The sequence below is a fragment of the uncultured Polaribacter sp. genome (genome assembly GCF_947495205.1).
In the GTDB taxonomy this organism is placed as follows: Bacteria; Bacteroidota; Bacteroidia; order Flavobacteriales; family Flavobacteriaceae; genus Polaribacter.
Map to the genome: position 1 here is coordinate 123,241 of NZ_CANLXV010000007.1, position 24,679 is coordinate 147,919.

18 protein-coding genes are annotated in these 24,679 nt (G+C 30.3%); 3 read left to right on the top strand and 15 right to left on the bottom strand.

Translation table 11 applies throughout. From position 1 onward, the window contains the following. Positions 1–37: 37 nt before the first annotated feature. Positions 38–553, top strand: a complete 516-nt coding sequence (locus tag Q0762_RS08610; protein ID WP_298766018.1) for a DUF2892 domain-containing protein — start codon at positions 38–40, stop codon at positions 551–553. An 83-nt stretch (positions 554–636) separates the two neighbouring features. On the opposite strand, the gene Q0762_RS08615 is transcribed toward Q0762_RS08610, so the two are convergent. The 7 genes from Q0762_RS08615 to porU all read right to left on the bottom strand — a co-directional run bounded on the left by Q0762_RS08615 (position 637) and on the right by porU (position 10,754). Next, positions 637–2,274 (bottom strand): LysM peptidoglycan-binding domain-containing protein, encoded by a 1,638-nt coding sequence (locus Q0762_RS08615; RefSeq protein WP_298766020.1) that lies wholly within the window; start codon positions 2,272–2,274, stop codon positions 637–639. 5 nt (positions 2,275–2,279) lie between these two features. After that, positions 2,280–3,815: a glutamine-hydrolyzing GMP synthase gene (gene guaA, locus Q0762_RS08620; RefSeq protein WP_298766022.1), complete on the bottom strand. Its 1,536-nt coding sequence runs from the start codon at positions 3,813–3,815 to the stop codon at positions 2,280–2,282. Positions 3,816–3,919: 104 nt separating this feature from the next. After that, positions 3,920–4,984 (bottom strand): 3-oxoacyl-ACP synthase III family protein, encoded by a 1,065-nt coding sequence (locus Q0762_RS08625; RefSeq protein WP_298766023.1) that lies wholly within the window; start codon positions 4,982–4,984, stop codon positions 3,920–3,922. Positions 4,985–5,104: 120 nt separating this feature from the next. Next, positions 5,105–5,488 carry a group III truncated hemoglobin gene (locus Q0762_RS08630; protein ID WP_298766024.1) on the bottom strand — a complete coding sequence of 128 codons (384 nt, stop codon included), beginning with the start codon at positions 5,486–5,488 and terminating at the stop codon, positions 5,105–5,107. A 148-nt stretch (positions 5,489–5,636) separates the two neighbouring features. After that, positions 5,637–6,119 (bottom strand): cytidine deaminase, encoded by a 483-nt coding sequence (cdd, locus tag Q0762_RS08635; protein ID WP_298766025.1) that lies wholly within the window; start codon positions 6,117–6,119, stop codon positions 5,637–5,639. Between the two features lie 78 nt (positions 6,120–6,197). Then, on the bottom strand, positions 6,198–7,316 hold the full coding sequence (porV, locus tag Q0762_RS08640; protein WP_298766026.1) for a type IX secretion system outer membrane channel protein PorV: 1,119 nt from the start codon (positions 7,314–7,316) through the stop codon (positions 6,198–6,200). A gap of 42 nt (positions 7,317–7,358) precedes the next feature. Then, positions 7,359–10,754, bottom strand: a complete 3,396-nt coding sequence (gene porU, locus Q0762_RS08645) for a type IX secretion system sortase PorU (protein ID WP_298766027.1) — start codon at positions 10,752–10,754, stop codon at positions 7,359–7,361. Positions 10,755–10,955: 201 nt separating this feature from the next. Here porU and gldJ point away from each other — a divergent pair, with 201 nt between their 5' ends. Both gldJ and murF read left to right on the top strand, forming a co-directional pair. Then, a complete protein-coding gene (gene gldJ / locus Q0762_RS08650) occupies positions 10,956–12,635 on the top strand; it encodes a gliding motility lipoprotein GldJ (RefSeq protein WP_298766028.1) in 1,680 nt (559 codons plus the stop codon). A 71-nt stretch (positions 12,636–12,706) separates the two neighbouring features. After that, positions 12,707–13,963 (top strand): UDP-N-acetylmuramoyl-tripeptide--D-alanyl-D-alanine ligase, encoded by a 1,257-nt coding sequence (gene murF / locus Q0762_RS08655; protein ID WP_298766030.1) that lies wholly within the window; start codon positions 12,707–12,709, stop codon positions 13,961–13,963. Here murF and Q0762_RS08660 read toward each other — a convergent pair. From Q0762_RS08660 to rfbC, 8 genes are all read right to left on the bottom strand, one after another. Continuing rightward, positions 13,953–14,807, bottom strand: a complete 855-nt coding sequence (locus Q0762_RS08660) for an N-acetylglucosamine kinase (RefSeq protein WP_298766032.1) — start codon at positions 14,805–14,807, stop codon at positions 13,953–13,955. The two genes, murF and Q0762_RS08660, sit on opposite strands and share 11 nt — an antisense overlap. A gap of 345 nt (positions 14,808–15,152) precedes the next feature. After that, positions 15,153–16,265, bottom strand: a complete 1,113-nt coding sequence (locus Q0762_RS08665) for a Wzz/FepE/Etk N-terminal domain-containing protein (RefSeq protein WP_298766034.1) — start codon at positions 16,263–16,265, stop codon at positions 15,153–15,155. 45 nt (positions 16,266–16,310) lie between these two features. Next, complete coding sequence (locus Q0762_RS08670) at positions 16,311–18,725, bottom strand: SLBB domain-containing protein (RefSeq protein ID WP_298766035.1); 2,415 nt, start codon at positions 18,723–18,725, stop codon at positions 16,311–16,313. 120 nt (positions 18,726–18,845) lie between these two features. Further along, complete coding sequence (locus Q0762_RS08675) at positions 18,846–20,756, bottom strand: nucleoside-diphosphate sugar epimerase/dehydratase (RefSeq protein WP_298766038.1); 1,911 nt, start codon at positions 20,754–20,756, stop codon at positions 18,846–18,848. 471 nt (positions 20,757–21,227) lie between these two features. Continuing rightward, positions 21,228–22,178 (bottom strand): glycosyltransferase family 4 protein, encoded by a 951-nt coding sequence (locus Q0762_RS08680; protein ID WP_298766040.1) that lies wholly within the window; start codon positions 22,176–22,178, stop codon positions 21,228–21,230. A gap of 16 nt (positions 22,179–22,194) precedes the next feature. Next, positions 22,195–23,241, bottom strand: a complete 1,047-nt coding sequence (rfbB, locus tag Q0762_RS08685) for a dTDP-glucose 4,6-dehydratase (protein WP_298766042.1) — start codon at positions 23,239–23,241, stop codon at positions 22,195–22,197. 9 nt (positions 23,242–23,250) lie between these two features. Then, positions 23,251–24,123: a dTDP-4-dehydrorhamnose reductase gene (gene rfbD, locus Q0762_RS08690; protein WP_366940994.1), complete on the bottom strand. Its 873-nt coding sequence runs from the start codon at positions 24,121–24,123 to the stop codon at positions 23,251–23,253. Then, a complete protein-coding gene (rfbC, locus tag Q0762_RS08695) occupies positions 24,124–24,678 on the bottom strand; it encodes a dTDP-4-dehydrorhamnose 3,5-epimerase (protein WP_298766044.1) in 555 nt (184 codons plus the stop codon). It lies immediately after the preceding gene. Between the last annotated feature and the right edge of the window lies 1 nt (position 24,679).

Sequence of the window (24,679 nt, forward strand, 5' to 3'; positions counted from 1 at the left end):
TATTTTTGCTTTTCTAAATTTTAACAGAACAAACAACATGTTTCATAAAAATATTAAATTAATTTTAGCCGGTTTAATTTCGGTTTGGGCAGTATATCAATTCAGCCAAGGAAATATCATGAACGGAATTTCAATTCTACTTTTAGCGGGAATTTTTGTGCTGTTTTATTTTAAAAATGAGTTTATCTTATTGGCTTTTTTACAACTAAGAAAACAAAACTTTGAAGGTACTAAAAAGTGGTTGGGTTATATTAAAAATCCTGAAGCCGCTTTAATTGTAAAGCAACAAGGTTATTTTAATTATTTACATGGTATTATGTTAAGCCAAACAAATATTACGCAATCTGAAAAATTTTTGAGAAAAGCAGTAAAATTAGGTTTATCTATGGATCATGATTTGGCTATGGCAAAACTGCAATTAGCAGGTATTGCAATGACTAAAAGACGTAAAAGAGAAGCTACCAATTTAATGGCAGAAGCTAAAAAGTTAGATAAGCATGGTATGCTAAAAGAGCAAATGCAAATGATGAAACAGCAAATGAAGAAAATTTAAACGCAAGAAGTTTAGAAAATAAGATATAAAAAAAACGGATAAATTTAATTTATCCGTTTTTTTTGTGCGCTTTATTTACAACTTTAATCTAAAGTTGATAAGGTTAAATCTGCATTAAACTTTACCATAAATAAACCTTTATTCTCGGTTGCTTTTAGCAATTTACCTTCATAATCAAACATACTCTGCACTCGGTAAGAAACACCTTCACTAAAAGTATGCTTAAGCTCCTTTCCAGATGCTAATCGCATTAGGATATCATAGGTTATATCAAATCCTTTGATAGCATAATAACTTGGTAAAACTCCGTTTTTAGACAAGTATTTAGAGTTAAAATCAATTACCTCAGCAGCTTCACTTTTACTATATGCATCACTAACAAAAGTAAAATTTAACTTAGCCAATTTTAAATTATCAATTTTATTTAAGGCACTATTTTTATCAAAAGTAAAAACCCTTGCAGTTACGTCTTCCTCTAAACTAATTAAACTATTTATAGCACTCGCTACAATTATTGGGTCTTCTGTTGTTAAGATTACTCTATTTTGTTCATTTGCTTTAAGTACATCTGTAAATTTCTCTCTTTTTATGTAACCCTTTTCAGCTGTAATAAGGTTTACACCTTTTATAGAATCTTTTTCTTCTAAGCCAGTTTTTAAAGCTAGAGCATGCCTTTGAGACAAAGCACTACCATCTCCAACAATTATTACATTACCGTCCTTAAAGTTTTCAGTTGCATAGCTTGTTAACTTATCTCTATATAACTTTTTTTCTGGCGCTGTTTTAATAATATATTTTGATTTAAAATTGGTTTGTTTTCTAGAATAAACGGGAAATACAATAGGTACCTTAACCTGATTTGCTAACATTTGTACTTCTTCTGAATAAAGTGGCCCAATAATTAAATTGTTCTTATTTAAATCATTAGCTGCAATAATATTCTTTATACTAGTACTATTTCTACCTGTATCAAAAACATTTACATCTATTGTTGCGCCTTGTTTTCTTAGTGAATCTACCGCTAATTCTAAACCTAAGTACAAATCTGAAACAATATTTGCCAACTTGCTGTTCTCAAAAATTTGTTTTTTAGATAATGTATCTAACTCTTGTGCTCTAAAAGGTAGCATAACTGCAACTTTTAAAGAAACATCTTTCTTGATATTATCTACAAAATATTTCGATAAATTTACATTCTCCTTTACGTTGACTTTGGGTAAGCGTTTAATTTTTATGGTTTGCCCTAATTTTAAACCCAATTCTAGTTCTGGATTTAATTGAATAAGCGAAGCCCTAGACACCTTATAAAAACGGGTTAGGCTATAAAACGTATCTCCTTTAATTACGGAATGCAATTGAAATTCGTTTTCTAAATTGTTAGATAAAAGCCCATTTTCAATTTCTTTCCCTGAAGGCAAACTTCCATTATTTACGGAATCTAAAGCTTTATTTGGTATTGCTCCATTTTTAGTACCTGAGGCTACAGATGTTGCAGTTTTGGTTTTTAAATTCGGGATAATAATAACCGTGTTCGCTTTGGGTTTACGCGCTATATCTGGATTTAAACGAAGTAAATCTTTTGTTTTTATGTCTAATTTCTTAGCAATAGAACGTAAACTTTCTCCTTCTTTAACTTTGTACTCTATATACTTTTTTTGTTGACCGCAAGAAACGGTAAACGTAAGAATACATAAAAAAACAAAAAACTTTAAATGTTTCATATATTTTATTCCCATTCTATTGTAGCTGGTGGTTTAGAACTAATGTCATACACTACTCTATTAACGCCTTTTACTTGGTTTATTATTTTATTTGATGTTTTTTGTAGAAATTCATAAGGTAAATTTACCCAATCTGCTGTCATACCATCTGTACTTTCTACAGCTCTTAAAGCGACTACTTTTTCATAAGTACGCTCATCTCCCATTACACCAACAGAATTTACAGGCAATAGCATTGCTCCTGCTTGCCAAACACTATTGTATAAACCGTCTTCTTTTAATCCGTTTATAAATACAGCGTCTACTTCTTGTAATATTCTAACTTTTTCTGCGGTTATGTCTCCCAATATACGAATTCCTAAACCAGGGCCAGGAAAAGGATGACGACCTAACAATTCTGGATCAATTCCCATAGAGGCACCTACTCTTCTTACCTCATCTTTAAAAATCATTCTTAATGGCTCTACAATCTTTAACTTCATATAATCTGGTAAACCACCAACATTATGATGACTTTTAATAGTTGCTGATGGACCTCCGTTTACAGAAACAGATTCTATAACATCTGGATAAATGGTTCCTTGTGCCAACCAAGTTACGTCTTTTATTTGGTGCGCTTCATCATCAAAAACTTCAATAAAAGCATTACCAATAGCTTTTCTCTTTTTCTCTGGATCTGTAATGCCTGCTAAAGCATCTAAAAAACGTTTGGAAGCATCTACTCCTTTTACATTTAAGCCCATGCCTTTATATTGCTCTAGAACACTTTCAAACTCATTTTTACGTAACAAACCGTTGTTTACAAAAATGCAGTACAAGTTTTTACCAATAGCTTTATTTAATAAAACAGCGGCTACTGTAGAATCTACACCTCCAGAAAGCCCCAAAACTACTTTATCTTTACCAACTTTATCTTGCAAAGCTTTTACGGTACTTTCTACAAAAGAATCTGGTGTCCAAGTTTGTGCAACCTTTGCTATTTTTACTAAAAAATTTTCTAATAATTGTTTACCGTCTGTTGAATGGTAAACTTCTGGGTGAAATTGAATTCCGTATGTTTCTTCTCCTTCTATTTTGTAAGCTGCATTGGTAACGTCTGCTGTACTTGCTAATAAAACCCCATTTTCTGGCAATTGTTTTATGGTATCTGAATGACTCATCCAAACTTGGCTACCTTCTGCTATTTTGGAAAAGAATATTTCGTTTGATTTTATAAAGGATAAATTGGCTCTACCATATTCTCTTGTATTGGATGGTGCAACTTGCCCGCCCGAAAAATGTGCTAAATATTGCGCACCATAACACACCGTTAAAAGTGGTTTTTTACCTCTAATTTCTGATAAATCTGGGTGTAAAACGTTTTCTCCTCTTACAGAGTTTGGACTACCAGAAAGCAAAACTGCTTTAAAATCTTCTTGATTTTTAGGTGGATTGTTATATGGGTGAATTTCACAATAAATGTTTAATTCTCTAACTCTTCTTGCAATTAACTGGGTGTATTGCGAACCGAAATCTAAAATAAGTACTTTGTCTTGTTGCATGCGCAAAAATAATATTTTGATTTGGAATTGAAAGCAAAGTTATGCCAGAAAATTTTAGAAATATTTTTAGCATTTCTAATTTACTTAAATGCATTAAAAATTACCTAAAATTTATAGACAATGGCATTAATATTCATTCCTGCACCAACAGAAGCTAAAATTGCAACATCACCTTTTGTTATGCTTTGTTTGTCTATTTTACCTTTTAAAACCAAGTCTAATAAAGTTGGTACAGTTGCTACAGAACTATTACCAAGCTTATGAATGCTCATTGGCATAACACCTTCTGGTGCTTTTATTTTAAACAACCTATAAAAACGTTTAATAATGGCTTCGTCCATTTTTTCATTGGCTTGATGTATAAATATTTTTTTTACATCTGTTATGGCAACGCCACTTTTGTCTAAAGCAACTTTCATGGCAGCAGGAACATTTGTAATGGCGAATTCATAAATCTTTCTACCATTCATTTTTATGTAACGTACATTTTTATCTTCTGTAGTATTATAAGAATTGCCAAAGTGTAAAAAATAAGCTTCGTCTTTTGCAAAAGTTTGTGAGGCATGACTTAAAATACCTACATTTTGCTCGGTTGTTTTTTCTACAATACAAGCGCCTGCACCATCACTATAAATCATGGCATCTCTATCGTGCTTATCTACAACTCTAGATAATGTTTCTGCACCAATAACCAAGCATTTTTTTGCCATATCTGCTTTAATAAATGCTTGCGCTTGTATAACACCTTCTACAAAACCTGGGCAACCAAAAAGTAAATCATATGCTACACAATTGGGGTTTGCAATACCTAACCTATATTTTACTCTTGTTGCTAAACTGGGCAAAGTATCTCCTTGAATTGCGCCTTGTTTTACATCTCCAAAATTGTGTGCAACAATTATATAATCTAAATCTTCTGCATTAATCGCTGCATCTTTTATTGCTTTTTGGGCGGCAAAAAATGCCAAATCAGATGTTTTGAAGTCTTCTTTTGCATAACGCCTTTCTTCTATACCCGTAATATCTTTAAACTTACTAATTATAGTTGTGTTTTCTGATGCAAATTCTGAACCGTCTTCATTTAAAAAATGGGTGTTTAAAAAAGCACTATTTTCCTTTTTTACTGAAGGAATAAATGTTCCTGTTCCTGTAATTTTTGAAGAAATCATATTGTTGGGTTTTATATTTCAAATATAGAAAAAGTTATTTTTGATATTTATTATGCGCGCATAGCATTGTTACATTCAACTTCTTAAAAAAATGGAATTTGTTAAAGTTTACTGAAAATGCTAATCTTTATATAAATTCATTTTTAATTGCATTACTGTAGCAATAGAAAGCGCTCTATTCTTCATACGTTCTGCAATTACACCATTAAAATCTTTATTTATGGTTTGAAATAAATACGATGTCCAAATGCTGAAATGTTCTTTTGTAAAGGCTATAAATGTATTTTTGTCTAAATGCTTTTGCATTGTATTGTTTTGATAACTAGTAGTATCAAACAAAATATCGTTCCAAAAATCTGAAATAATTTCTAAGTGTGTTTGTAATTGGTTTGCTTGCACAATATCTTTAAAAAAGGGAAACATTTGTTTGTCTGCGAGCAATAAGTTATAAAAATTGGTGATGATGGTTAAAATATCTTTTTGATTTGCAATGTCTGGTTTCATATTTTTAACTTAGATCTTAAAAAATGTTTTTGTGTTTTAACAAGTGCTTTTAAAATGGCAATATGCGTTAAGGATTGCAACGGCATCCTTTTTGCTTTTTCGCAAAAAGATATAGTGGAAAGCCTGTTAAAACGCCCAAATAATAATATTACAAATAGCTACTATCAAAAGAAAAGGGCAATAATGCGCTTAAGGAATCTGTTTTGATGATTTGCCCAATTTCTCCCATAAAAATAATAGGAAAAGGTTGTTTTTGAGTAATTTCATACTCTGCTAATGCTTGTCTGCAGGCACCACAAGGACCTACTGGTTTGTTTACTTTGGTAATATTTGAGCTTGCTGAAACGGCTAATTTTAGGATTTTTATTCCTGGAAATTGTGCTCCTGCATAATAAACTGCTACTCTTTCTGCGCATAAACCAGAAGGATATGCTGCATTTTCTTGGTTGTTTCCTAAAATAATTTCGCCATTTTCTAACAAAATTGCTGCACCTACATTAAATTTAGAATAAGGTGCGTATGCTTTTTTTCTTGCACTTATAGCACTAAGCATTAGATTTTTATCTTCTAATAACATTTCTTCTAAAGTATCAAATACTTTTACGGTTGTTGCTATTTTTATTTCTTTCATACTTTTGGGCGTCAAAAAAAAGCAGCCTATGTATAGAACTGCTTTTGTGTGGGTAATTTACGAAAAATAGTTTTGCAATTAATAGTCTTCGTACAACTCTCCTAAATCAAACGATAACGAGAAACGTAAAGAATTTTCTAATGGATTATTTACATCTGAAGCGTTGATTAAATACGATAAATCTATGTTTAATGCATTGGTTTTAAAACCACCACCTAAAGTAAAGTATTGTCTATTTCCTTTGTTTTCGCTTTCATGAAAATAACCACCTCTTAATGCAAATGCGTTGTTGTATAGGTATTCTGCACCTAATGCATAGGTTGTTTCTTGCAACTCTTCACTAAAACCACCTGGAGCATCTCCAAAAGAACTAAAAATACCGCTTAAAAAACCTTGGTCCTGGTCTGATTGATCTGGTTGTGGTGATGGCACTAATAATTTGGTAAATTCTACTGTTGTGGTAATGGTATTATAATCATCTAAAATAAAATCGAAACCACCACCAAGTTTTAAATTGGTTGGTATAAAATCTTCATTATTAGCGTCTGTTGTATAATTTACTTTTGGCCCAATATTGGTAATATTAAAACCTAATCTGTAACGCCCGTTAAAATTACCATAATTTTCTTCGAAAGATTGGTAATATCCAGAAACATCTACTGCAAAAGAATTAATAGGTTGCAACGCATTACCTGCTGTACCATTAAATGCAAGGTTAGAGCGAATGTATTTTAAGGAAACTCCCATTGAAAAGGTTTCGCTTAATTTTAAAGAATAACTACCTGTTGCTACAAATTCATTAGGATTTATAGAGCCATTTGACATACCTTGGTTGTCTGTTAAATCTATTTGACCTAAAGAGAAATATTTAAAATCTGCACCCCACGCGGCGTTATCACTAAATCTATTTATGTAAGAACCACTACCTACAAAAATATCATCTGTTAAATTACGTAGCCAAGGTGAATAGGTAATACCTGTTTTAATTTGTCTGTTGCTAAAAGCTATTTTTGCTGGGTTATGAAATAAAGACCACGCGTCTGACGATGTAGCTACACCAATATCTCCCATACCTCCTGCTCTTGCATCTGGCACTATTAATAGAAAAGGTGTTGCTGTAGTTATTCCCCCGTTTTGTGCGGAAACCTTAAACACTGCTAAAACACCTAAAAGTAAACCGATTGCTAATTTTTTCATTTTATATTTTTCTTATTTTATTTTTTTACAAATATCTAATTTTTATTGAAGTATTACTAATTTTTCGTACTTCTCTGAAACTAAATTGCTTGTAGTTGCTTTTACACGTATTTTATAAACATAAACACCTTTACCAATTTTGTTGCCAAAATCATCTAAACCATTCCAACTGATACTTCTAGATAAGTTACCTGCAGTTTGCACGTTTCTGTTTATTGTTTTTATAATTTTACCTGCAACTGTAAATATTTGTACTTGCACTTCTAAGTTTTCGTTTGGTTTGTTGTGATTAAACCAAAACTCTGTATAGTTTACAAACGGATTTGGATAGTTTAATACGTTTTCTAAATTTAAAACAGTATCACTAACTACTACAAAATTTAACGTTGTTTCTGACGAATTATTATAAGTGTCCCAAGCTTTAATTTTTAGGGTGTGTGGGCCTACTTCTAAATCTCTTAATCTATAAGTTACTTTTCCTCTGGTGAAATCGTTTACTTCGGTTTGATAAAAATCATTTAAAATAATGGGGTTTCCTGTATCGCCATCTAAAATACCCACAATATCATGATCTACTGCTGTTATAGATGTATTTATGCCACTGCTGTCTGATAAAACGGCTATTAAATTTGGGGATGAATTTGTATTGCCACCGTCTGTAAAAGATTCATCATTCATAAACAGGTTTAGTTCTGGACCTTGATTGTCTTCTGGTGCGTTTTCATCTATTCCTCCTACAACAACATCAAAATTTGCGCCTGCTTTTTCTGTGCTGCCATTTTCTGCGTAAAAACTTAATTTTGCTTTACCAAATGCTATTTTTATATCTTTTGGCACCACAAAATCAAACTTAAAACTCCCATTTTCTACGGTAGATTGCCCTCTAAACAGCTTACTATCTTGAGTGTCAAAAGGTAAAATTACGCCAAAACCATCGTTATCTAAGGTGGTTTTGTCTATGGGTTTATCAAAAATTGTGGTAGATAGCGAACCGTTAAAATTGTTTAAAACAGCGTCTGTATTATCTACAATTACGCCTTCAAAACTTACTTTAGATAATGCTTTTAAGGTATCTAATGTTTGGGTAATATCTTTACCATTCATCTTTGTAATTTTTACATTTGGCTCTGGTACTGCCAATTTCATAGCAGGATCTCCAAAAGAGTAAATAAAGAATTTTTGCGGGTTAGAGAATCGATTTTTAGCCACCATCAAAGATTCTGCTATGGTAAAATCTTCATTATTAAACTCTAACAACAATCTTATTAAACGTTCGTTAAAACTTTGACCAACACTTATAAACACTTCTCTTGTAGTAGTAATCATGCTTGCTGAACCTCCATTTTTATTCCAAAATGTTAATTCTCCTGCAGTAATTCTGTTGGGATTATCAAATCTAGAAAAATCACAAGTAACAGTAATTAGTAAAGGTAAAGTTGTGGCGTTATTAAAAGCTTGTATTTGTGGCTTTTCTAGTATTCTTTCAGAAGCAAAACCATCTTCACCACCATGACCAAAATAATCAAAAACCAAAGTACCTTTTTCTATGGCATTATTTATAGCATTATTTACGTCTGGATAACGCTCACCACCAGAAGAATTTTGTTGTACAAATGCGTCTACATATATTTTATTAACATTAAAAACAGGTTTACTTTGTTTAATTTCATCTGCAATAGATTCTACACCTCCTTGTATTACGTCTTCTCCACTAACATCTATATCATCTGCTAATAATGTTATGGTATTTCGCCAATCTCCAATGGCTTCTGTGCTATAATAACTTAAAATTTTATCTACTACATCTTTTGCTTGCGTTATGCCTGTAACTGGTATTCTACTAGACACAACATCTATAGTATGTGTTCTTAACATGGTACCTTCATCATCATCTAACATCACAAAAAAGTCATCTGTTACAAAAGAGTTTGCTAAATTAAAACTGAGTGTTGATAGTTTTACGGGTACAATATTATTGTTGCTTGGAATTCTATCTTTATAATCATAAGAAGCATCACCAAAAAAAGCAACAAACTTTAATTTTGTTTGTTCTGTAGTATTGGTGTCATATAAATGTTTAATAAAGTCTCTAATTCCTGTAATATCTTTAGAACCTGAGGCAAACTCGTTGTAAATTTCATCTACATCTACAACTTTAGTGGTTAAATTTGAATTTGTTTGATGGTAATCTGCCAACCTTTGAGCCTGTGGTATAAGATCTGAACTTGTAATTACTAAGTAATTGATATCTCTTAAAGCCCGTAAGTTTTGATTTTTAATTTTTACATTATTAATTACCTCTGGTATAAAATAATCTGAATCATTTAAAACAATATACTCTTTTAATTCGCCACCATTATCTGTAAAAGAAAAAGTATTTGCAGTACTTTCATTAGTAATTACTTGAGGTGATAAAAAGTTAGTTACATCCCAAACTTGAGCGATAGCATTTACATTTGAAATTTGAAAATTTACTGCTGCAGTATTATTTAATTGGTTGTATGCTCTAAATGAAAATTGTTTACCTGTAGCATTTAAATTTTTTTGCCCAATTACCTCTATATAATCTAAATATGCATTTGCAGACGGATTTCCATTATTGTTGTAGGTTAATTCTAATACAATTGCCTCTTTTGTATTGACAACACTTGCGTCTCGCTCAGAAACATTGGCTTTAGTTAATCCACCAGGACTTAAATTAAAAAAACTAAGTGTGTACAAATCTTGATTATCTACTTTTACAGCTATAGATGATGCTGTTATAGAAGTACTAACTGCTCTTGTTTTTATTGCCACACTTTGATTAGATACAGCGTTTTCAAACGGAATTACAAAAGACTGAACGTCTTCTACACTAAAATTATCATTAAAAAACCACTGTGTTCCTGCCCCAAACAAATTCAATTCTTCTTTTTCATAAAAAACGAAATCATCAAAAGTGGTTATTGTTAAAGTAGCTTCTTCTTGAATTACAGGTTTTGCTTGTATTCTTTTACCCGGAGAATCTCCCACAGTGATAAAATAATATGCCTTATCTGAATAAATATTCTGCCTGTGATTTGCATTCTCAGGAGCACTACTATACTCCCAATCATGAGGACCTTTAGCGTAAAAAAGAATAAAATCATTGGCATCAAAAGAATTATCTTGCTCACCTTCTATAAAAATAGCATTTTCCTGCAAATCTTTATATCTAAAATCTCCATTTACCACAGGTAAAAGGCTACCACCGTTACCAAATATTTTAATATTTCTTGGATTTAAATTATTAGTGGAAATTCCTATTCTTTGTAATAAATTTCTATCAATTTTAAAAACACCTGTTGTATCTACCGCAAACTTATACCAGTCTCCTGTAGATAAAACAGAGTTTTCTGTTTGCGCGTAATTTGTTTGCAGCAGAAAAAAAACAGAAAAAATGTAAAAAAAATGTTTCATAGAATTAATAATTAATGAACGAAAAATAAGAAAAGATATTTTATAAATGCAAATATAAATTATACTAAACTTAAATTGATACCGTTTTAAATGTTGTGACAAAAAAAAGGATGCGTTAAATTTAATTTTTTACTTGTCTAAAATTATATTTATCGTAAATTGCAATACTAATAAAAACCCTAAATAATTTTCTATTAGAAAATGAAAAATATTTTTAAAATTACTTTAGTTGCACTAATAACAGTGCTTTTGGCAAACTGTAACAGATCTACCACAGGTAAATCTAGATTAACAGGTTTATCTTTTAACAACCCAAAAGATGGCAATTATATTGGCAATAGTTCTTTTGATGGCCAAGAATCGCCTTTAGGTATGGTATCTATAGAAGGTGGAACCTTTACAATGGGCCAAGTACAAGATGATGTAATGTTTGATTGGAATACAACTCCAAAGAAAATTCATGTGAGATCTTTCTTTATGGATGAAACGGAAGTAACCAATGCAGAATATTTCTTATATGTACAATACATGAAAGATGTTTTTCCCCCTTCTCAAGAGGAATACAAACATATTTACAACGCTGTTTTGCCAGACACTTTAGTTTGGAGAAAAAGTTTAGGAAATACAGACATTCTTAGTGAAAACTACTTTAGACATCCTGCTTATGCAAATTACCCTGTAGTTGGTGTAACTTGGACGCAAGCAAACCAATACTGTAAATGGAGAACAAATGCTGTGAACTTAAAAAAATTAATAGATAGAGGATTCATTAAAAATATTTTTGAATCAGATTCTATTCGAAACTTTTTTGATACTGATAGATTTTTATCTGATTCTGATGGATTATTCGAAGGAGATTCTACTATCTATAAAAGAGGTGTTAAAACAAGAGTTGCGCGGTCTAAAGGAGATCCTAAACCAGATAGAAATGCTTTTCAAGGTAGAAAAATTACACAAGCAGATGGTATTTTACAACAAAAATTTAGATTACCTACTGAAGCTGAATGGGAATATGCAGCAAAAGCTATAATTGAAAATAGAGAATACAACAACATCCGAGGAAGAAAAAAATATGCTTGGGATGGCAAGTATACCAGAGAGTCCCAAAAAAGACATAGAGGTAACCAATTGGCAAACTTTAAACAAGGCAGAGGAGATTATAGTGGTTTAGCAGGTTGGAGCTCAGATGGTTCGGATATTCCAATTCGTATTAAAGCATATCCACCAAATGCTTTTGGTTTATATGATATGTCTGGAAACGTTGCAGAATGGGTTGCTGATGTTTACAGACCAATTATTGACAATGAAGCTAACGATTTTAATTACTTTAGAGGAAACTTATTTACTAAAAAATTAATTGACCAAGAAGGTAAAGTTGTTATTGTAGGTAATGATGTTGCTGTAGAATATGATACTTTACCAAATGGTAGTGTTGTGCCTAAACAACTACCTGGTTCTATTAAATATGTACCAATTACAAAAAGTGATGCAGCATTTAGAACCAACTTTTCTAAATCAGAAAATGCAGATATTGGTGATGGAGATTTAAATTCAAGTAGATTTTTTGAAGATGATTCTGATAGGTTTGCCTCTAGACCTAGCATGTATAACTCTCCTAAACAACCAAGAATTAAAAGAGACTCTATAACTGGTAGAGATATTTTAAATATTGATGCTAAAAAACGAAGAACTTTAATTAGTAACCAAACTAGAGTTTATAAAGGAGGTTCTTGGGCAGATAGAGAATACTGGCTAGATCCTGCACAAAGAAGGTATTTACCAGAATACATGGCCACCAATTATATTGGCTTTAGATGTGTTACAGACCAATTGGGTCCTATGACATATAAGAAAAGAAAAGCGAGAGGTACTCGAAGATAATTTTAATTTCAAAACAATTCACCCTCATTATATCAATTTTATAATGAGGGCTTTTTTTTACCCGTAATATTATGACAGTTGAAGAGCTATATAAATTATACATCGTAAATTATTTAGTAGATACAGATACTAGAACAATAAGAAAAAACTGTTTGTTTTTTGCATTAAAAGGGGATAATTTTAATGGCAATAAGTTTGCTACAGAAGCTATAGCAAAAGGTGCTAAATTTTGTATTATCGATGAAAAGGAATTCGAAATAAAAGGCAAAACAATTCTTGTAAATAATGTTTTAAAAACCCTTCAAGATTTAGCAAAATATCATAGAAAACAACTTAACATACCTGTTATAGCTTTAACTGGTAGTAATGGTAAAACTACTACAAAAGAGTTGATAAAAAAAGTACTGCAACAAAAGTATAAAACAGCGGCAACAAAAGGTAATTTAAATAACCATATTGGTGTTCCTTTAACTTTATTATCAATTACTCCAAAAGAAGAAATTGCTATTATAGAAATGGGTGCAAATCATCAAAAAGAAATTGCTTTTTTGTCTAACATTATAAATCCAGATTATGGCTATATTACCAACTTTGGAAAAGCACATTTAGAAGGATTTGGAGGTGTAGAAGGTGTTATAAAAGGAAAGAGTGAACTATATACACACCTAAAACAAAATAACAAAACGGCTTTTATAAATCCTAATGATGCTATTCAATTAGAAAAAACAAAAGATTCTAAAACAATTTTATTGAAAGAAAACATAAAATTTATAGGTGCCAATCCTTTTGTTGAGCTGTCTTATCATAAAACTATCATTAAAAGTAATTTAATTGGTGAATACAACTATAACAATATAGCTATTGCCATTACTATAGGAGATTTTTTTAAAGTAGAAAATAATAAAATTAAGGAAGCTATTGAAAGTTATGTTCCCAAAAACAATCGATCTCAAATTATACAAAAAGGGAATAATCATATCATTTTAGACGCTTACAATGCTAATCCTTCTAGTATGACAGCTGCGATTCACAACTTTGCGCAATTAGCAGAAAAATCTAAAACTATTATTTTAGGCGATATGTTTGAGCTAGGAGAGGATAGTGCTAAAGAACATCAAGAAATAGCTAATCTAACCGATTCACGAGCCTTTAATGCTACCTATTATGTTGGCGAACATTTTTCTAAAACAAATACAAAAAATTTAAAATTTACAGATTTTGAAGCTTTAAAGGTGTATTTAACTAAAGCACCTTTAAATAACCAATCTATTTTAATTAAAGGCTCTAGAGGTATGCAACTAGAAAGGGTTTTAGAACTTATAAATTAAAATTTTTCTTGTGGTATATTACCAACCTATCTATTGGTCTTTGTATTACATCTGTAATTTGTAGGTTATTCTTTTTAGCAACTTCTTCTAAAATATCTCTAAAATAATGTGCAATAGAACCAACAAAATAAATAGCCGTATCTTTAGTTGCATCAAAGGGTAAAACGCGGTACTTAAAAAATTTCTCAAAGCCTTTTTTGATTAATTTCTTAACGTATTTATCATCTTTAAAATCTAACATGAACTTCGCAAAAGAAGCTAAATACATATTTGGATTTGCTTCTTTATAGATTTGCTTTTTAATGTGATCTGCGTCTAAATTAAATTCTTTATCGAATTTTAAGGCTATATTTTGTGGCATTTCCTTATAGTAATAGTCAATAATTAATTTTTTGCCAAAATAATTACCACTTGCCTCATCCATTAATAGATAACCTAAAGATGGCACCAATGATTGCATATTTTTTCCATCATAATAACAACTGTTAGAACCTGTACCTAAAATACAAACAACAGCAGGCTTTTTACCAGTAGCTGCATAAACAGCGCCTAACATGTCTTCTGCAATAAAAACATTTGCATTAATAAAAATAGTTTCTAAAGTATTTTTTAAAATAGTCGTAGGTTTAGGAGTACCACAACCAGCACCATAAAAATGAATTTCTTTTACCTGATCTTTTATATGAATTAGCTGCAACATATTCATAATCCTATGATGTAGTTCTTCTTCTGCAACAACTGCAGGGTTTAAACCTAAAGTTCTCACTCTAAATTCTTCTTCTTTATGTTCATTTATGGCAATCCAATCTACTTTTGTAGAGCCACCATCTGCAATTAAAATCATATTAAATATTGTTTTTATCAAAGATAGAATAACTAAATGCAATAGGCAGCAGGTGTGGAAACTTCAATCGTTTTCGCTTAAAATTATTTTAAAATGCAATTACTAAAAGCAATCTGTTGTGCATTGTAATAAGATTCTGTAAATTCGAGGTAAAATTTACGATTGAAATGAGTAAAACTTGTATGAAGAATGAGAATTTTAGCAATAAAAGTTTCGATACATTTTTTTAGTTTCGTTAGCTACATTCAATCAAAATATATTTAAATTTCGCTAATCTCAAAATCACTCGAACTTACATTTTTTAGTGAAATAAATTCTTAATACAAAACAGTTTAAAAGTAATTGTTATGCACTATGCCATTTCTTTTTAAAATCTTTGTACCATTCCTTTCCCTTAACGTACCCCAAACTTAGTATAAAACCTAAAAAAACAAATGCTATTATTATTAATAATCTTTTTGGTGCTGACTTAATTTTTGGAATCGTAACAGGTTTTAGTATGGTAAAAATTGGAGTGTCTTTTTTAACCTGCAAACGTTCAGATTCTAGTTGTTTTGCCAATTCTGAATAAATAGTAAAAGATAAATTATAATCAGACTGTAATTCCAATAATTTTGTTCTGGCTAAAGCAGTATTTATAGCATTATTTTGATCTTGAAATAGCGCTAATTTTATTTTTTTAGCATTAAACTCTTTTTCTTTTTCTAAAAATCTAGATTTCGTAAACTCCAATTGCTCAATAGATTTTTGAGTTTTAAATGCTATGGCATATTCCTGTAGAAGTTCTTGAGCTCTCAAAGTCATTTGTGCACTAGCTACTGGGTCTGACATGGTAACATCAATAGAAATAAAACCTTCCTTAGCATTTACTAATAAATTAATTTGACTTTCTAAAATTTTTATCAAATCATAATCCTTCTTGCTAATTTCTATGATTTGATTTTTATCATCAGTTTGAATCGCAACTTTTTCGGTATCAGATTTTAATGCTGAAATAACTAATCCAGGTAAACCAATAGTATATTTCCTTATGCTAGCTAACACCCCAGGATTATGAATTTCTAAATAATAATCCCTGTATGCAATTAATGTATCTAATTCTTTAAGTTTTAATTTTGTATTAAGCAACTCTAATTGAAAAGGAATACTGTTTACAATTTGGGGATACAACTCTGGAGAAATCTCTGTTCGAACATCATTACCCCCAAGATTGATTCCTGCGAGCGAAGCCAAGCCACCTAAATTACCACCTGCTGACTTACCTTGTCCAACTGGGACAATCGTAGTACTAGCAGTATACTGATTTACAGAAAAAATAGCTACAAATAGTCCTATAAGAAAAAAGCATAAAGTAATCATTACAATGGTTTTACGTGCAAACCAAAACTCTTTTAGTAATGCAATTACATCTATAGAATCTTCATTTAATGACTGATCAATGGTATTTTCCGAATTCATTTTAGTGGTGTGATTTGATAAATTATTACTATAGTTATTTTCTGATTAATTAGTTAAAGCCTGAATAAGCAAGCCTAAGGTAGCTAGTGAAGTAGTAATTCCAAGAATTTCTTGGGTAGATAACTTATTTTTATTTTCTACCTTGGTAGGTACAAAAATGCCTGCACCTGGTTCTAATTTTGGATAAAATTTAAAAAACAAGAACTTTTTTACCGTTTTTATTTCTCCATTACTATACCTTACAAATACTTTCGATTTTTTGGCTGCATTTGTAAAACCTCCAGAATTATTTACGTAATGTTTTAGTTTACTATTCTTAGTAAACTGCACTAAGGAGGGTACTAATACCTCTCCTGAAACTTGCACGGTTGGTTTAATTTCTGGAATCAACAACCTGTCTCCCTCTTCTAAAACTAAATCTATATCAGAACCTGGTTTTTTTAAAATTGCTTCTAAATCAATACCAATAGAAGTAGTTTTACTATTAGAAAATTGTTTCAATTTATCAATAGAAACATCTTCATCATCTACATTATATATAAGATCTTGTATCGCAGTTCTGCCAACAAGTCTAAATAAAGTAGCACCTTTAACATATGCATAATCTGTGAGTCCTCCTGCCCTATTAACTAAATCAGATATTCGTTCATTCTTGTCTTTTAAGACATAGCCTCCACTATAATTTACCTGTCCAGAAACGGTTACTTTTTTTTGTTTAGTGTATCCTTTTAAATACCTTACGTTTATTTGATCGTAAGGCTCTAAATAAAAAGGTTCTCCATTATTAATTGCCAAATTGGTATCTGATGAAATTGTAAAAACATCACTTAAAGTAGAAAAACTGCCATCTTTTAACCTTCTAGATATGCTGATAACATTAGGATCTGCTCCCTCTTTTAAACCACCAGATAATGCGATTACATCTTCAATCTCTAATTTATCAACATACTCTAAATTTCCTGGCTTATTTACAGCCCCAGAGATACTAATTTGTCTTTTTTCTCTTAACTCTTTTTTATTAAAAATTTTTATTTGGTCATTAGGTTTCAGTAAAATGGTGGTCTTTCCCGTTAAAATATTCTCTATAGAAAAAGAGATATTCTCTTTAGCTGTATTATCTATAGTTCTCACTAGTAAACCTCTTGGTAAAAATGCCTCTGGAGTTACACCCTCTGATTTTGAAAGTAGCTGTTTAAGCGTCATATTTTCCAAAAGTTCAAAATTACCCGGTCTATATACTTCTCCTTCTATAGTAATCTTGTTTTTAAAAATATCTAAAGATTCTTGTACAATTAATTTATCTCCCGCCTTGACTAAAAAGTTATTCAAGTTATCAAAAGCTACCTCTTTAATTTCTTTTTGACTGCCGTTTAAACGTTCTAAAACTAGCAAATCCGTATAAGCCTTTGGCGTAAATCCACCAAAATAAAGCACCAAATCACTTAAGGTTTGATTGTCTTTTAGTTCATAAATTCCAGGTCTTTTCACAGCTCCTTCTACAGAAATTAAATTATTATAAGGTTCTACCAATAAAACATCTTGATCTTGGAGTTTTAAATTGTTCTTTTGCGTTCCGTAAAGTAAATAATTATAAATATCTAAAACAGCTACCACCTTGTCTTTTCTAATTAACTTTATGTTTCTAAAGGTTCCCAATTTTGTTGGACCTCCTGATTTATAAAGTGCATTTAAAACTGTAGAAAGTGAGTTTAAGGAATATGTACCAGGCACTTTAACCTCACCAATAATGTTTACTTGAACCGTTCTAATTTTAGACACGGTTACATTGGTATAAATTTTATTATAATTATTTCTAGAGACACCAATACCTGCATGCTTCTTTTTTAATTTAGACACTATTTTTTTACTGGCATCGTCCAAACTAAATCCATTAATGTAGATAAAACCAATACCTGCTATTTTAATGCTCCCTCTTTTATTTACCGTTGCCCTGTATGTTACTTCTGATGCGCCCCATAAATCCACCATTATTTCATCTCCTGGACCAATTTGGTAATTTTGTGGAACTGCTATATTAACACTAGGTTCAAAACTAATTTTTGAATTATTAAAAAAATCGTAGCCAAAAATATTAGAACCAGTACTGTTTTTTTTTATAACTTGACCATCTTTTAATCCATAAGGTTCTGTAGCTGCATCCTTAACGGATTGTTGTTTTAAAACCTTATTCTCAACAGACTTAATTGTACTTAAATTTTTTACACGTTGTTTAAATTGGCTAATTTTATCACTAGGTATACCTTGTAATTTACCCACTGCCTCTAGCTGATTTAAAGAGTACCCATTTTTCTGCATACTTGACCAATAGGACGCTATTTGATCATCTGATAAAGCATTTACATCTACGTTTTTAATAGAACTTAAATCTTGTGCGAGGACTAGTGATGTTAAAAAAGTAAAAAAAAAGAATATTTTTACTTTTTTATTCGTTTTGAACATAATTTAATTTTTTGGGCAAAAGTAATAATTTTATTAGTAAAGTACTCTATATAGTAACCAGGAATATAACTATTTCTTTATTTTTTTTCTCACAAAAAAGAAACTAGAAATTAACTATAATTATGAAGAGAGTATCTTTTTCTTGTTATCTAATTTTTCGAACTTGGAATTATTTGAAATAAACTCAGGAACAAGTAGTTTTAAATTTAATACAATATCATTATTGGTTAAAATATGATTATTATTTGTAACATAATCTATTTGTTGTTTTGCCTGCAAATAATCAAATTCTGTTGTTTTGGCAATCATAATTTTCTTATGATATGTTTTCATTGTATTTTCTTTGTTAGACAAAAGTTCTTCGTACAACTTTTCTCCCGGTCTTAAGCCTGTGATTTCTATATCAATATCGTCAGGATATTTTAAACCAGAAAGAGAAATCATTCGCTTTGCCATATCAAAAATCTTTACAGATTTCCCCATATCAAATATATAGATTTCCCCTCCTTCACCCATGGTTCCTGCTTCTAAAACTAGCCTACAAGCCTCTGGTATTGTCATAAAAAATCTTGTAATATCCTTATGCGTTACTGTTAATGGTCCTCCATTTTCAATTTGCTTTTTAAATAGCGGTATTACAGAGCCATTAGATCCTAAAACATTACCAAAACGGGTAATTGTAAATTTTGTTTTACTGCTTTCTTTACTTAAGCAAGTGATGTATTTCTCTGCAACACGTTTTGTAGCCCCCATAACATTTGTAGGGTTTACTGCTTTATCTGTGGAAACCATTACAAACCGATCTACACCATACGCTACAGATAAATCTGCAATATGCTTTGTACCAATAACATTTACTTTTACCGCTTCGTAAGGACTTTGTTCCATTAGAGGTACGTGTTTATATGCCGCTGCATGAAATACTTTCTCTGGCCTATACTGCTCAAAAATTTCTTTCATTCTCTTTACATCTCTAACATCTGCAACAATAGGGGTAAAATTCTTTTTAGAATTATTAATTAATTCTTGCTGTAAATCATATAATGAAGATTCTGCTTGATCTATTAACACTAGTAATTTTAAATCGCAATTCGCAAGTTGTCTGGAAATTTCGCTACCAATAGAACCTGCTGCACCAGTCACAAATATCACATTATTGTTTACTTGCCTTTTTACTATGGGATTGTCTATAAAGATTTGTTGCCTCCCTAATAAGTCATCAATATTTATTTGTTTTATTTGATTCGCTTTTAAATCTCCATCAATCCATTGTGTTAAAGGTGGTACTATTTTTACTTTTAGATTTAGTTTTAATAAATCATCAGTGATTTGTAAAAGTCTACTTGGCTTAATATTTTGTATGGAAATAATAATTTCAGAAATGTTATACTTTTCTATAAAGGCTTTATTTACTTTAGCAGAATTGTAAATTTTAATTCTATCAATTTTCTTATTAATTTTATTCAAATCATCATCTATAAAACCTAAGATATCGTAACTATTCCCTCTTTCTCTATTTAATGCCCCATAAGTTACGATTCCAGAATCACCGGCTCCATAAATTAATACATTTGTTATTGTTTTTAAGTCTGTAGAAATAACCTCATAAAATGCTTTAAAAATATACCTACTTATAATAAGTGTAAATACTGAAACTAAATAATGAATTAGTATAATTGATTTAGGAATGGTAAAGCCTTTATAAACGCCTAAAAATTGGTTTACAACAACCAAAAAACTAACAAAGAAACTATAGATAGTAACTCCAAAAAAAACATTAAAGGCATCTTTAGTACCTGTGTGTCTTATAACTCCTTTATAAGAACCAACTATTAAGAAACTAATTAAAGATAAAACAATAATTACAGGTAATTGATATTTAAGATTAGAAGTATCAAAATTTAAACTAACATTAAAACGAACAGCGTACGCCACTAAAAAAGAAAAACAAACCAGTAAAATATCTACAAGTAGTACTAACCATTTTGAGGCGTATTTGTTTAATGCTTTTAAAAATAATGTTCTTATCATTACGTTTGCTCTTTATGGTCAAATCTACAAAAATTTCTTAATTCTAGCCGTTTTTTTTTTAATCTTCTGTTTTTATTGTAATAATCTGCTGATGACCTAAGACCAATATTCTAAATATATTCACTAATTATTTCTGCGTTAAAAGTAGAGTTAACAAAATTAGCTACAAGTACTATTGGCTTGTAATAAAAATAAGCTTTGCTCACTTATAAAGAATATGGTTTAAAGCAGCAACCAAAGTGAATTTCCGGCAGAAAATCGCATCATCTGTTTTAGGCTAAAACCTATAAAAAAACTCAGTACACTGCAATTTGATTGAATTTTCTCTTCCTATATGTTTATTATCATTTAAAAACTTAACTAGAGTTTCTTCAAATTAAAGCATAATATTTTCATTCATATTTATATCGGTAAAACAAATATTAAAAACGGATTTTGTAAATATAATTGTCCTTTCCATTCGTTTAAATATTAAGCTCTTAACTTTTTGAATCCGTAAATATACAAAAACATAAAAACTGCTACCAACACTAAAAATACATAAATTTGTATTGTTAGCTCTAACCTATATGTCTTGTAAACAATAAAATTCACAATTAATTGCAACAACGTATAAATCAAAGACACTTGTAAGTGGGGTACCTTTTTTTTGTCTACTAATTTTTGATAAATATGATGTCTATGCGGTTCTAAAACACTTTCTTTTGTATAAAACTTTCTATATAATAATGTATTCCCTGCATCTGCGCCATATACAATAACTAATAGTAAAATTAATGGTGAGTTTAATTTTACAGTGAAATACAAACCCACAAAGAATATTAACATACCAATAGAAATGCTACCAATATCACCCGCAAAAAAAAGGGCTTTTTTTCTAAAATTATAAAAACCAAAAATTATAATGGATAAAACGGTGTAAATTACTATTTCTGAATTTATGATTTGTTCATTTACATTTATAAAATAAAAACCAGAAATTGTAGCCAAACTATATAATCCAGTAATTCCATTAATGCCGTCCATAAAATTAAACATATTAATGATACCTACACCCATAACAAAGTAAAGCACAAATAAATATATTGGAAAAAAAGGAATATTTATTTGATACATGATTAGTGCAATGGCTAAAATTTGAAAAGGAAATCGAACCTTAGAACTTAATGTATATATATCATCTAAAAAACTTACAATAGCGATAGATAAAACTCCAATAAAAAAATAAGGGTATTCAAAATTATTGAAAAAGAAAAACAATATTATAGCTATAGTAAAAAGAATACCACCACCTCTAATTGTAGATTTTGTATGTGAACTCCGTTGATTAGGCTTGTCTATAATTTTAAATTTAATGGCTAGTTTTAAATATAAATAAGATATAATTGCTAAAACTGCAAAAATGACGAAGTATTTTAACATGATTATAAGTTATATATTATTTATACATTTCTTTGTAATATGATTGATAAGCACCGCTTGTTACGTTATGTAACCAATCTTGGTTTTCTAAATACCATTTTATTGTTTTTTCGATGCCCTCTTCAAATTGAAGTGATGGCTCCCAACCTAATTCTTCTTTTAATTTGGTTGAATCTATTGCATATCTTAAATCATGGCCAGCTCTATCTGTAACATACGTAATTAATTTATCTGATGTACCTGGAGCTCTACCGAGTAATCTATCCGCAGTTTTAATCATCACTTTTATTAGGTCTATATTCTTCCACTCATTAAAACCACCAATATTATACGTTTCTCCTAGTTTTCCTTTATGAAAAATAACATCAATAGCTCTTGCATGATCGTTTACAAACAACCAATCTCTTACATTTTCTCCTTTACCATACACAGGTAATGGTTTGTTATTACAAATATTATTGATAAATAACGGAATTAATTTTTCTGGAAATTGATAAGAACCATAATTATTAGAACAATTTGAAATTACTGTAGGGAATTGATACGTGTCTTGAAAAGCTCTTACAAAATGATCTGAAGATGCTTTTGAAGCTGAATAAGGCGAATGAGGATCGTAGGCTGTAGTTTCTAAAAAGAAACCTTCTTCACCTAAAGAACCATAAACTTCGTCTGTAGAAACATGATAAAATAATTTTCCTTCAAAATTATCTTGCCAATAATTTTTTGCTGCTTGTAACAAACTTAAAGTACCCATTACATTGGTTTGTGCAAAAGAAAATGGATCTTTAATAGACCTGTCTACATGAGATTCTGCTGCCAAATGTATTACATTGTCAATTTCATATTCTTCAAAAACTTTTTTTACTTTTTCAAAATCACAAATGTCACATTTTACAAATTTGTAATTCTCTTTATCTTCAATATCCTTTAAATTCTCTAAATTACCCGCATAAGTTAAAACATCCATATTAATTATGTTGTAATTTGGATATTTGTTTACCAAAAGCCTTACCAAATGTGAGCCAATAAAGCCTGCTCCTCCTGTTACTAAAATATTTTTCATTGCTTTTTTTTAATTTTTTAATTTAAAGATACATGCTTCTAAAGAGTCTTTCCAAAATGGAATACTTATGTTAAAATCATTTTTAATTTTAGATTTATTCAAAACAGAAAAATGAGGTCTTTTTGCTAAAGTAGGATAGTCTTTTGTTTCAATAGGTTTTACCTTGCAATCTAAATTCCCTAGCGCCATAATGGCAATTGCAAAATCGTACCAAGAAGCCACACCTTCATTTGAGAAATGATACACTTTACCGTTTGAATTGATGTTATTTTCTTTGCAACAAGATAGAATTTCCAAACAAGTACTCGCCAAATCTTTGGCATAAGTTGGTGTACCTACTTGATCAAAAATAACACCTAACTCTTCTTTTGTTTCTCCAAGACGCAACATGGTTTTAACAAAATTATTACCATAAGAAGAATACAACCAAGATGTTCTAATTACAATAGCATCAATACTACTATTTAATACTGCAAGTTCGCCTTCTCTTTTAGTTTGCCCATAAACCCCAATTGGGCTCACAATATCAGACTCTTGATAAGGTAAAAAACTATTTCCGTTAAAAACATAATCCGTAGAAATATGAATTAGCTTTCCATTTACCTTTTCTAGCGCTTTTACCAAATTTAAAACACCTGTTGCATTTACTTTTTGAGAAATCTCTTTGTCCTCTTCAGCTTTATCTACTGCTGTGTATGCTGCACAATTAATAATTGTATTAATTTTACCCTCTGTAATAAAACGTTCTAATTCGTTATAATTACAGATATCTAAATCAGGTAAATCTTTAAAAATAAAATTAAAATCTGTGTAATTATTTGCTATGTCTTTAATCTCAGAACCTAATTGACCATTAGATCCAGTAATTAATATATTCATCATTTAATATTCAAAAGGTGAGTCTAAGTCCGAAAATGCGATAAGATTTTTGTCTTTCTCAGACAACTTAACTTCTAATTCTGATAAACCCCAATTTATGGCTAAATCTTTATCGTTCCACTTTATTCCAAAATCGAAATCTGGAGCATAAGTATTGTCTACTTTATAAGCAAAAACTGCGGTTTCACTTAATACAGAAAAACCATGTGCAAAGCCTCTTGGCACAAACAACTGTCTTTTATTTTCTCCCGTTAACTCTACTGCGACGTGTTTACCATAAGTTGGCGATCCTTTTCTCACATCTACAGCTACATCCATAACTCGCCCCTCGACACAACGCACTAATTTAGCTTGGTTAAAAGGTGGCTTTTGAAAATGCAATCCTCTTAAAACACCTTTTGAAGATTTAGACTCATTATCTTGAACAAACTTTATTTTACAAACGTTTTCTTCAAACTTTTCTAAATTAAACGATTCTAAAAAATAACCTCGACTATCTCCAAATACAGAGGGCTCTATAATATAAACTTCGGGAATTTCTGTTTTAATAAATTTCATT

Coding starts and splice junctions, on each gene's coding strand:
- gldJ (WP_298766028.1), top strand. CDS start 10,956: ATGAAAAATATTTTTAAAATTACTTTAGTTGCACTAATAACAGTGCTT.
- porV (WP_298766026.1), bottom strand. CDS start 7,316: ATGAAAAAATTAGCAATCGGTTTACTTTTAGGTGTTTTAGCAGTGTTT.
- Q0762_RS08630 (WP_298766024.1), bottom strand. CDS start 5,488: ATGAAACCAGACATTGCAAATCAAAAAGATATTTTAACCATCATCACC.
- Q0762_RS08610 (WP_298766018.1), top strand. CDS start 38: ATGTTTCATAAAAATATTAAATTAATTTTAGCCGGTTTAATTTCGGTT.
- Q0762_RS08660 (WP_298766032.1), bottom strand. CDS start 14,807: ATGATTTTAATTGCAGATGGTGGCTCTACAAAAGTAGATTGGATTGCC.
- guaA (WP_298766022.1), bottom strand. CDS start 3,815: ATGCAACAAGACAAAGTACTTATTTTAGATTTCGGTTCGCAATACACC.
- rfbD (WP_366940994.1), bottom strand. CDS start 24,123: ATGATGAATATATTAATTACTGGATCTAATGGTCAATTAGGTTCTGAG.
- porU (WP_298766027.1), bottom strand. CDS start 10,754: ATGAAACATTTTTTTTACATTTTTTCTGTTTTTTTTCTGCTGCAAACA.
- Q0762_RS08680 (WP_298766040.1), bottom strand. CDS start 22,178: ATGTTAAAATACTTCGTCATTTTTGCAGTTTTAGCAATTATATCTTAT.
- Q0762_RS08670 (WP_298766035.1), bottom strand. CDS start 18,725: ATGTTCAAAACGAATAAAAAAGTAAAAATATTCTTTTTTTTTACTTTT.
- rfbC (WP_298766044.1), bottom strand. CDS start 24,678: ATGAAATTTATTAAAACAGAAATTCCCGAAGTTTATATTATAGAGCCC.
- Q0762_RS08615 (WP_298766020.1), bottom strand. CDS start 2,274: ATGAAACATTTAAAGTTTTTTGTTTTTTTATGTATTCTTACGTTTACC.
- murF (WP_298766030.1), top strand. CDS start 12,707: ATGACAGTTGAAGAGCTATATAAATTATACATCGTAAATTATTTAGTA.
- Q0762_RS08675 (WP_298766038.1), bottom strand. CDS start 20,756: ATGATAAGAACATTATTTTTAAAAGCATTAAACAAATACGCCTCAAAA.
- cdd (WP_298766025.1), bottom strand. CDS start 6,119: ATGAAAGAAATAAAAATAGCAACAACCGTAAAAGTATTTGATACTTTA.
- Q0762_RS08625 (WP_298766023.1), bottom strand. CDS start 4,984: ATGATTTCTTCAAAAATTACAGGAACAGGAACATTTATTCCTTCAGTA.
- Q0762_RS08665 (WP_298766034.1), bottom strand. CDS start 16,265: ATGAATTCGGAAAATACCATTGATCAGTCATTAAATGAAGATTCTATA.
- rfbB (WP_298766042.1), bottom strand. CDS start 23,241: ATGAAAAATATTTTAGTAACAGGAGGAGCAGGCTTTATTGGCTCACAT.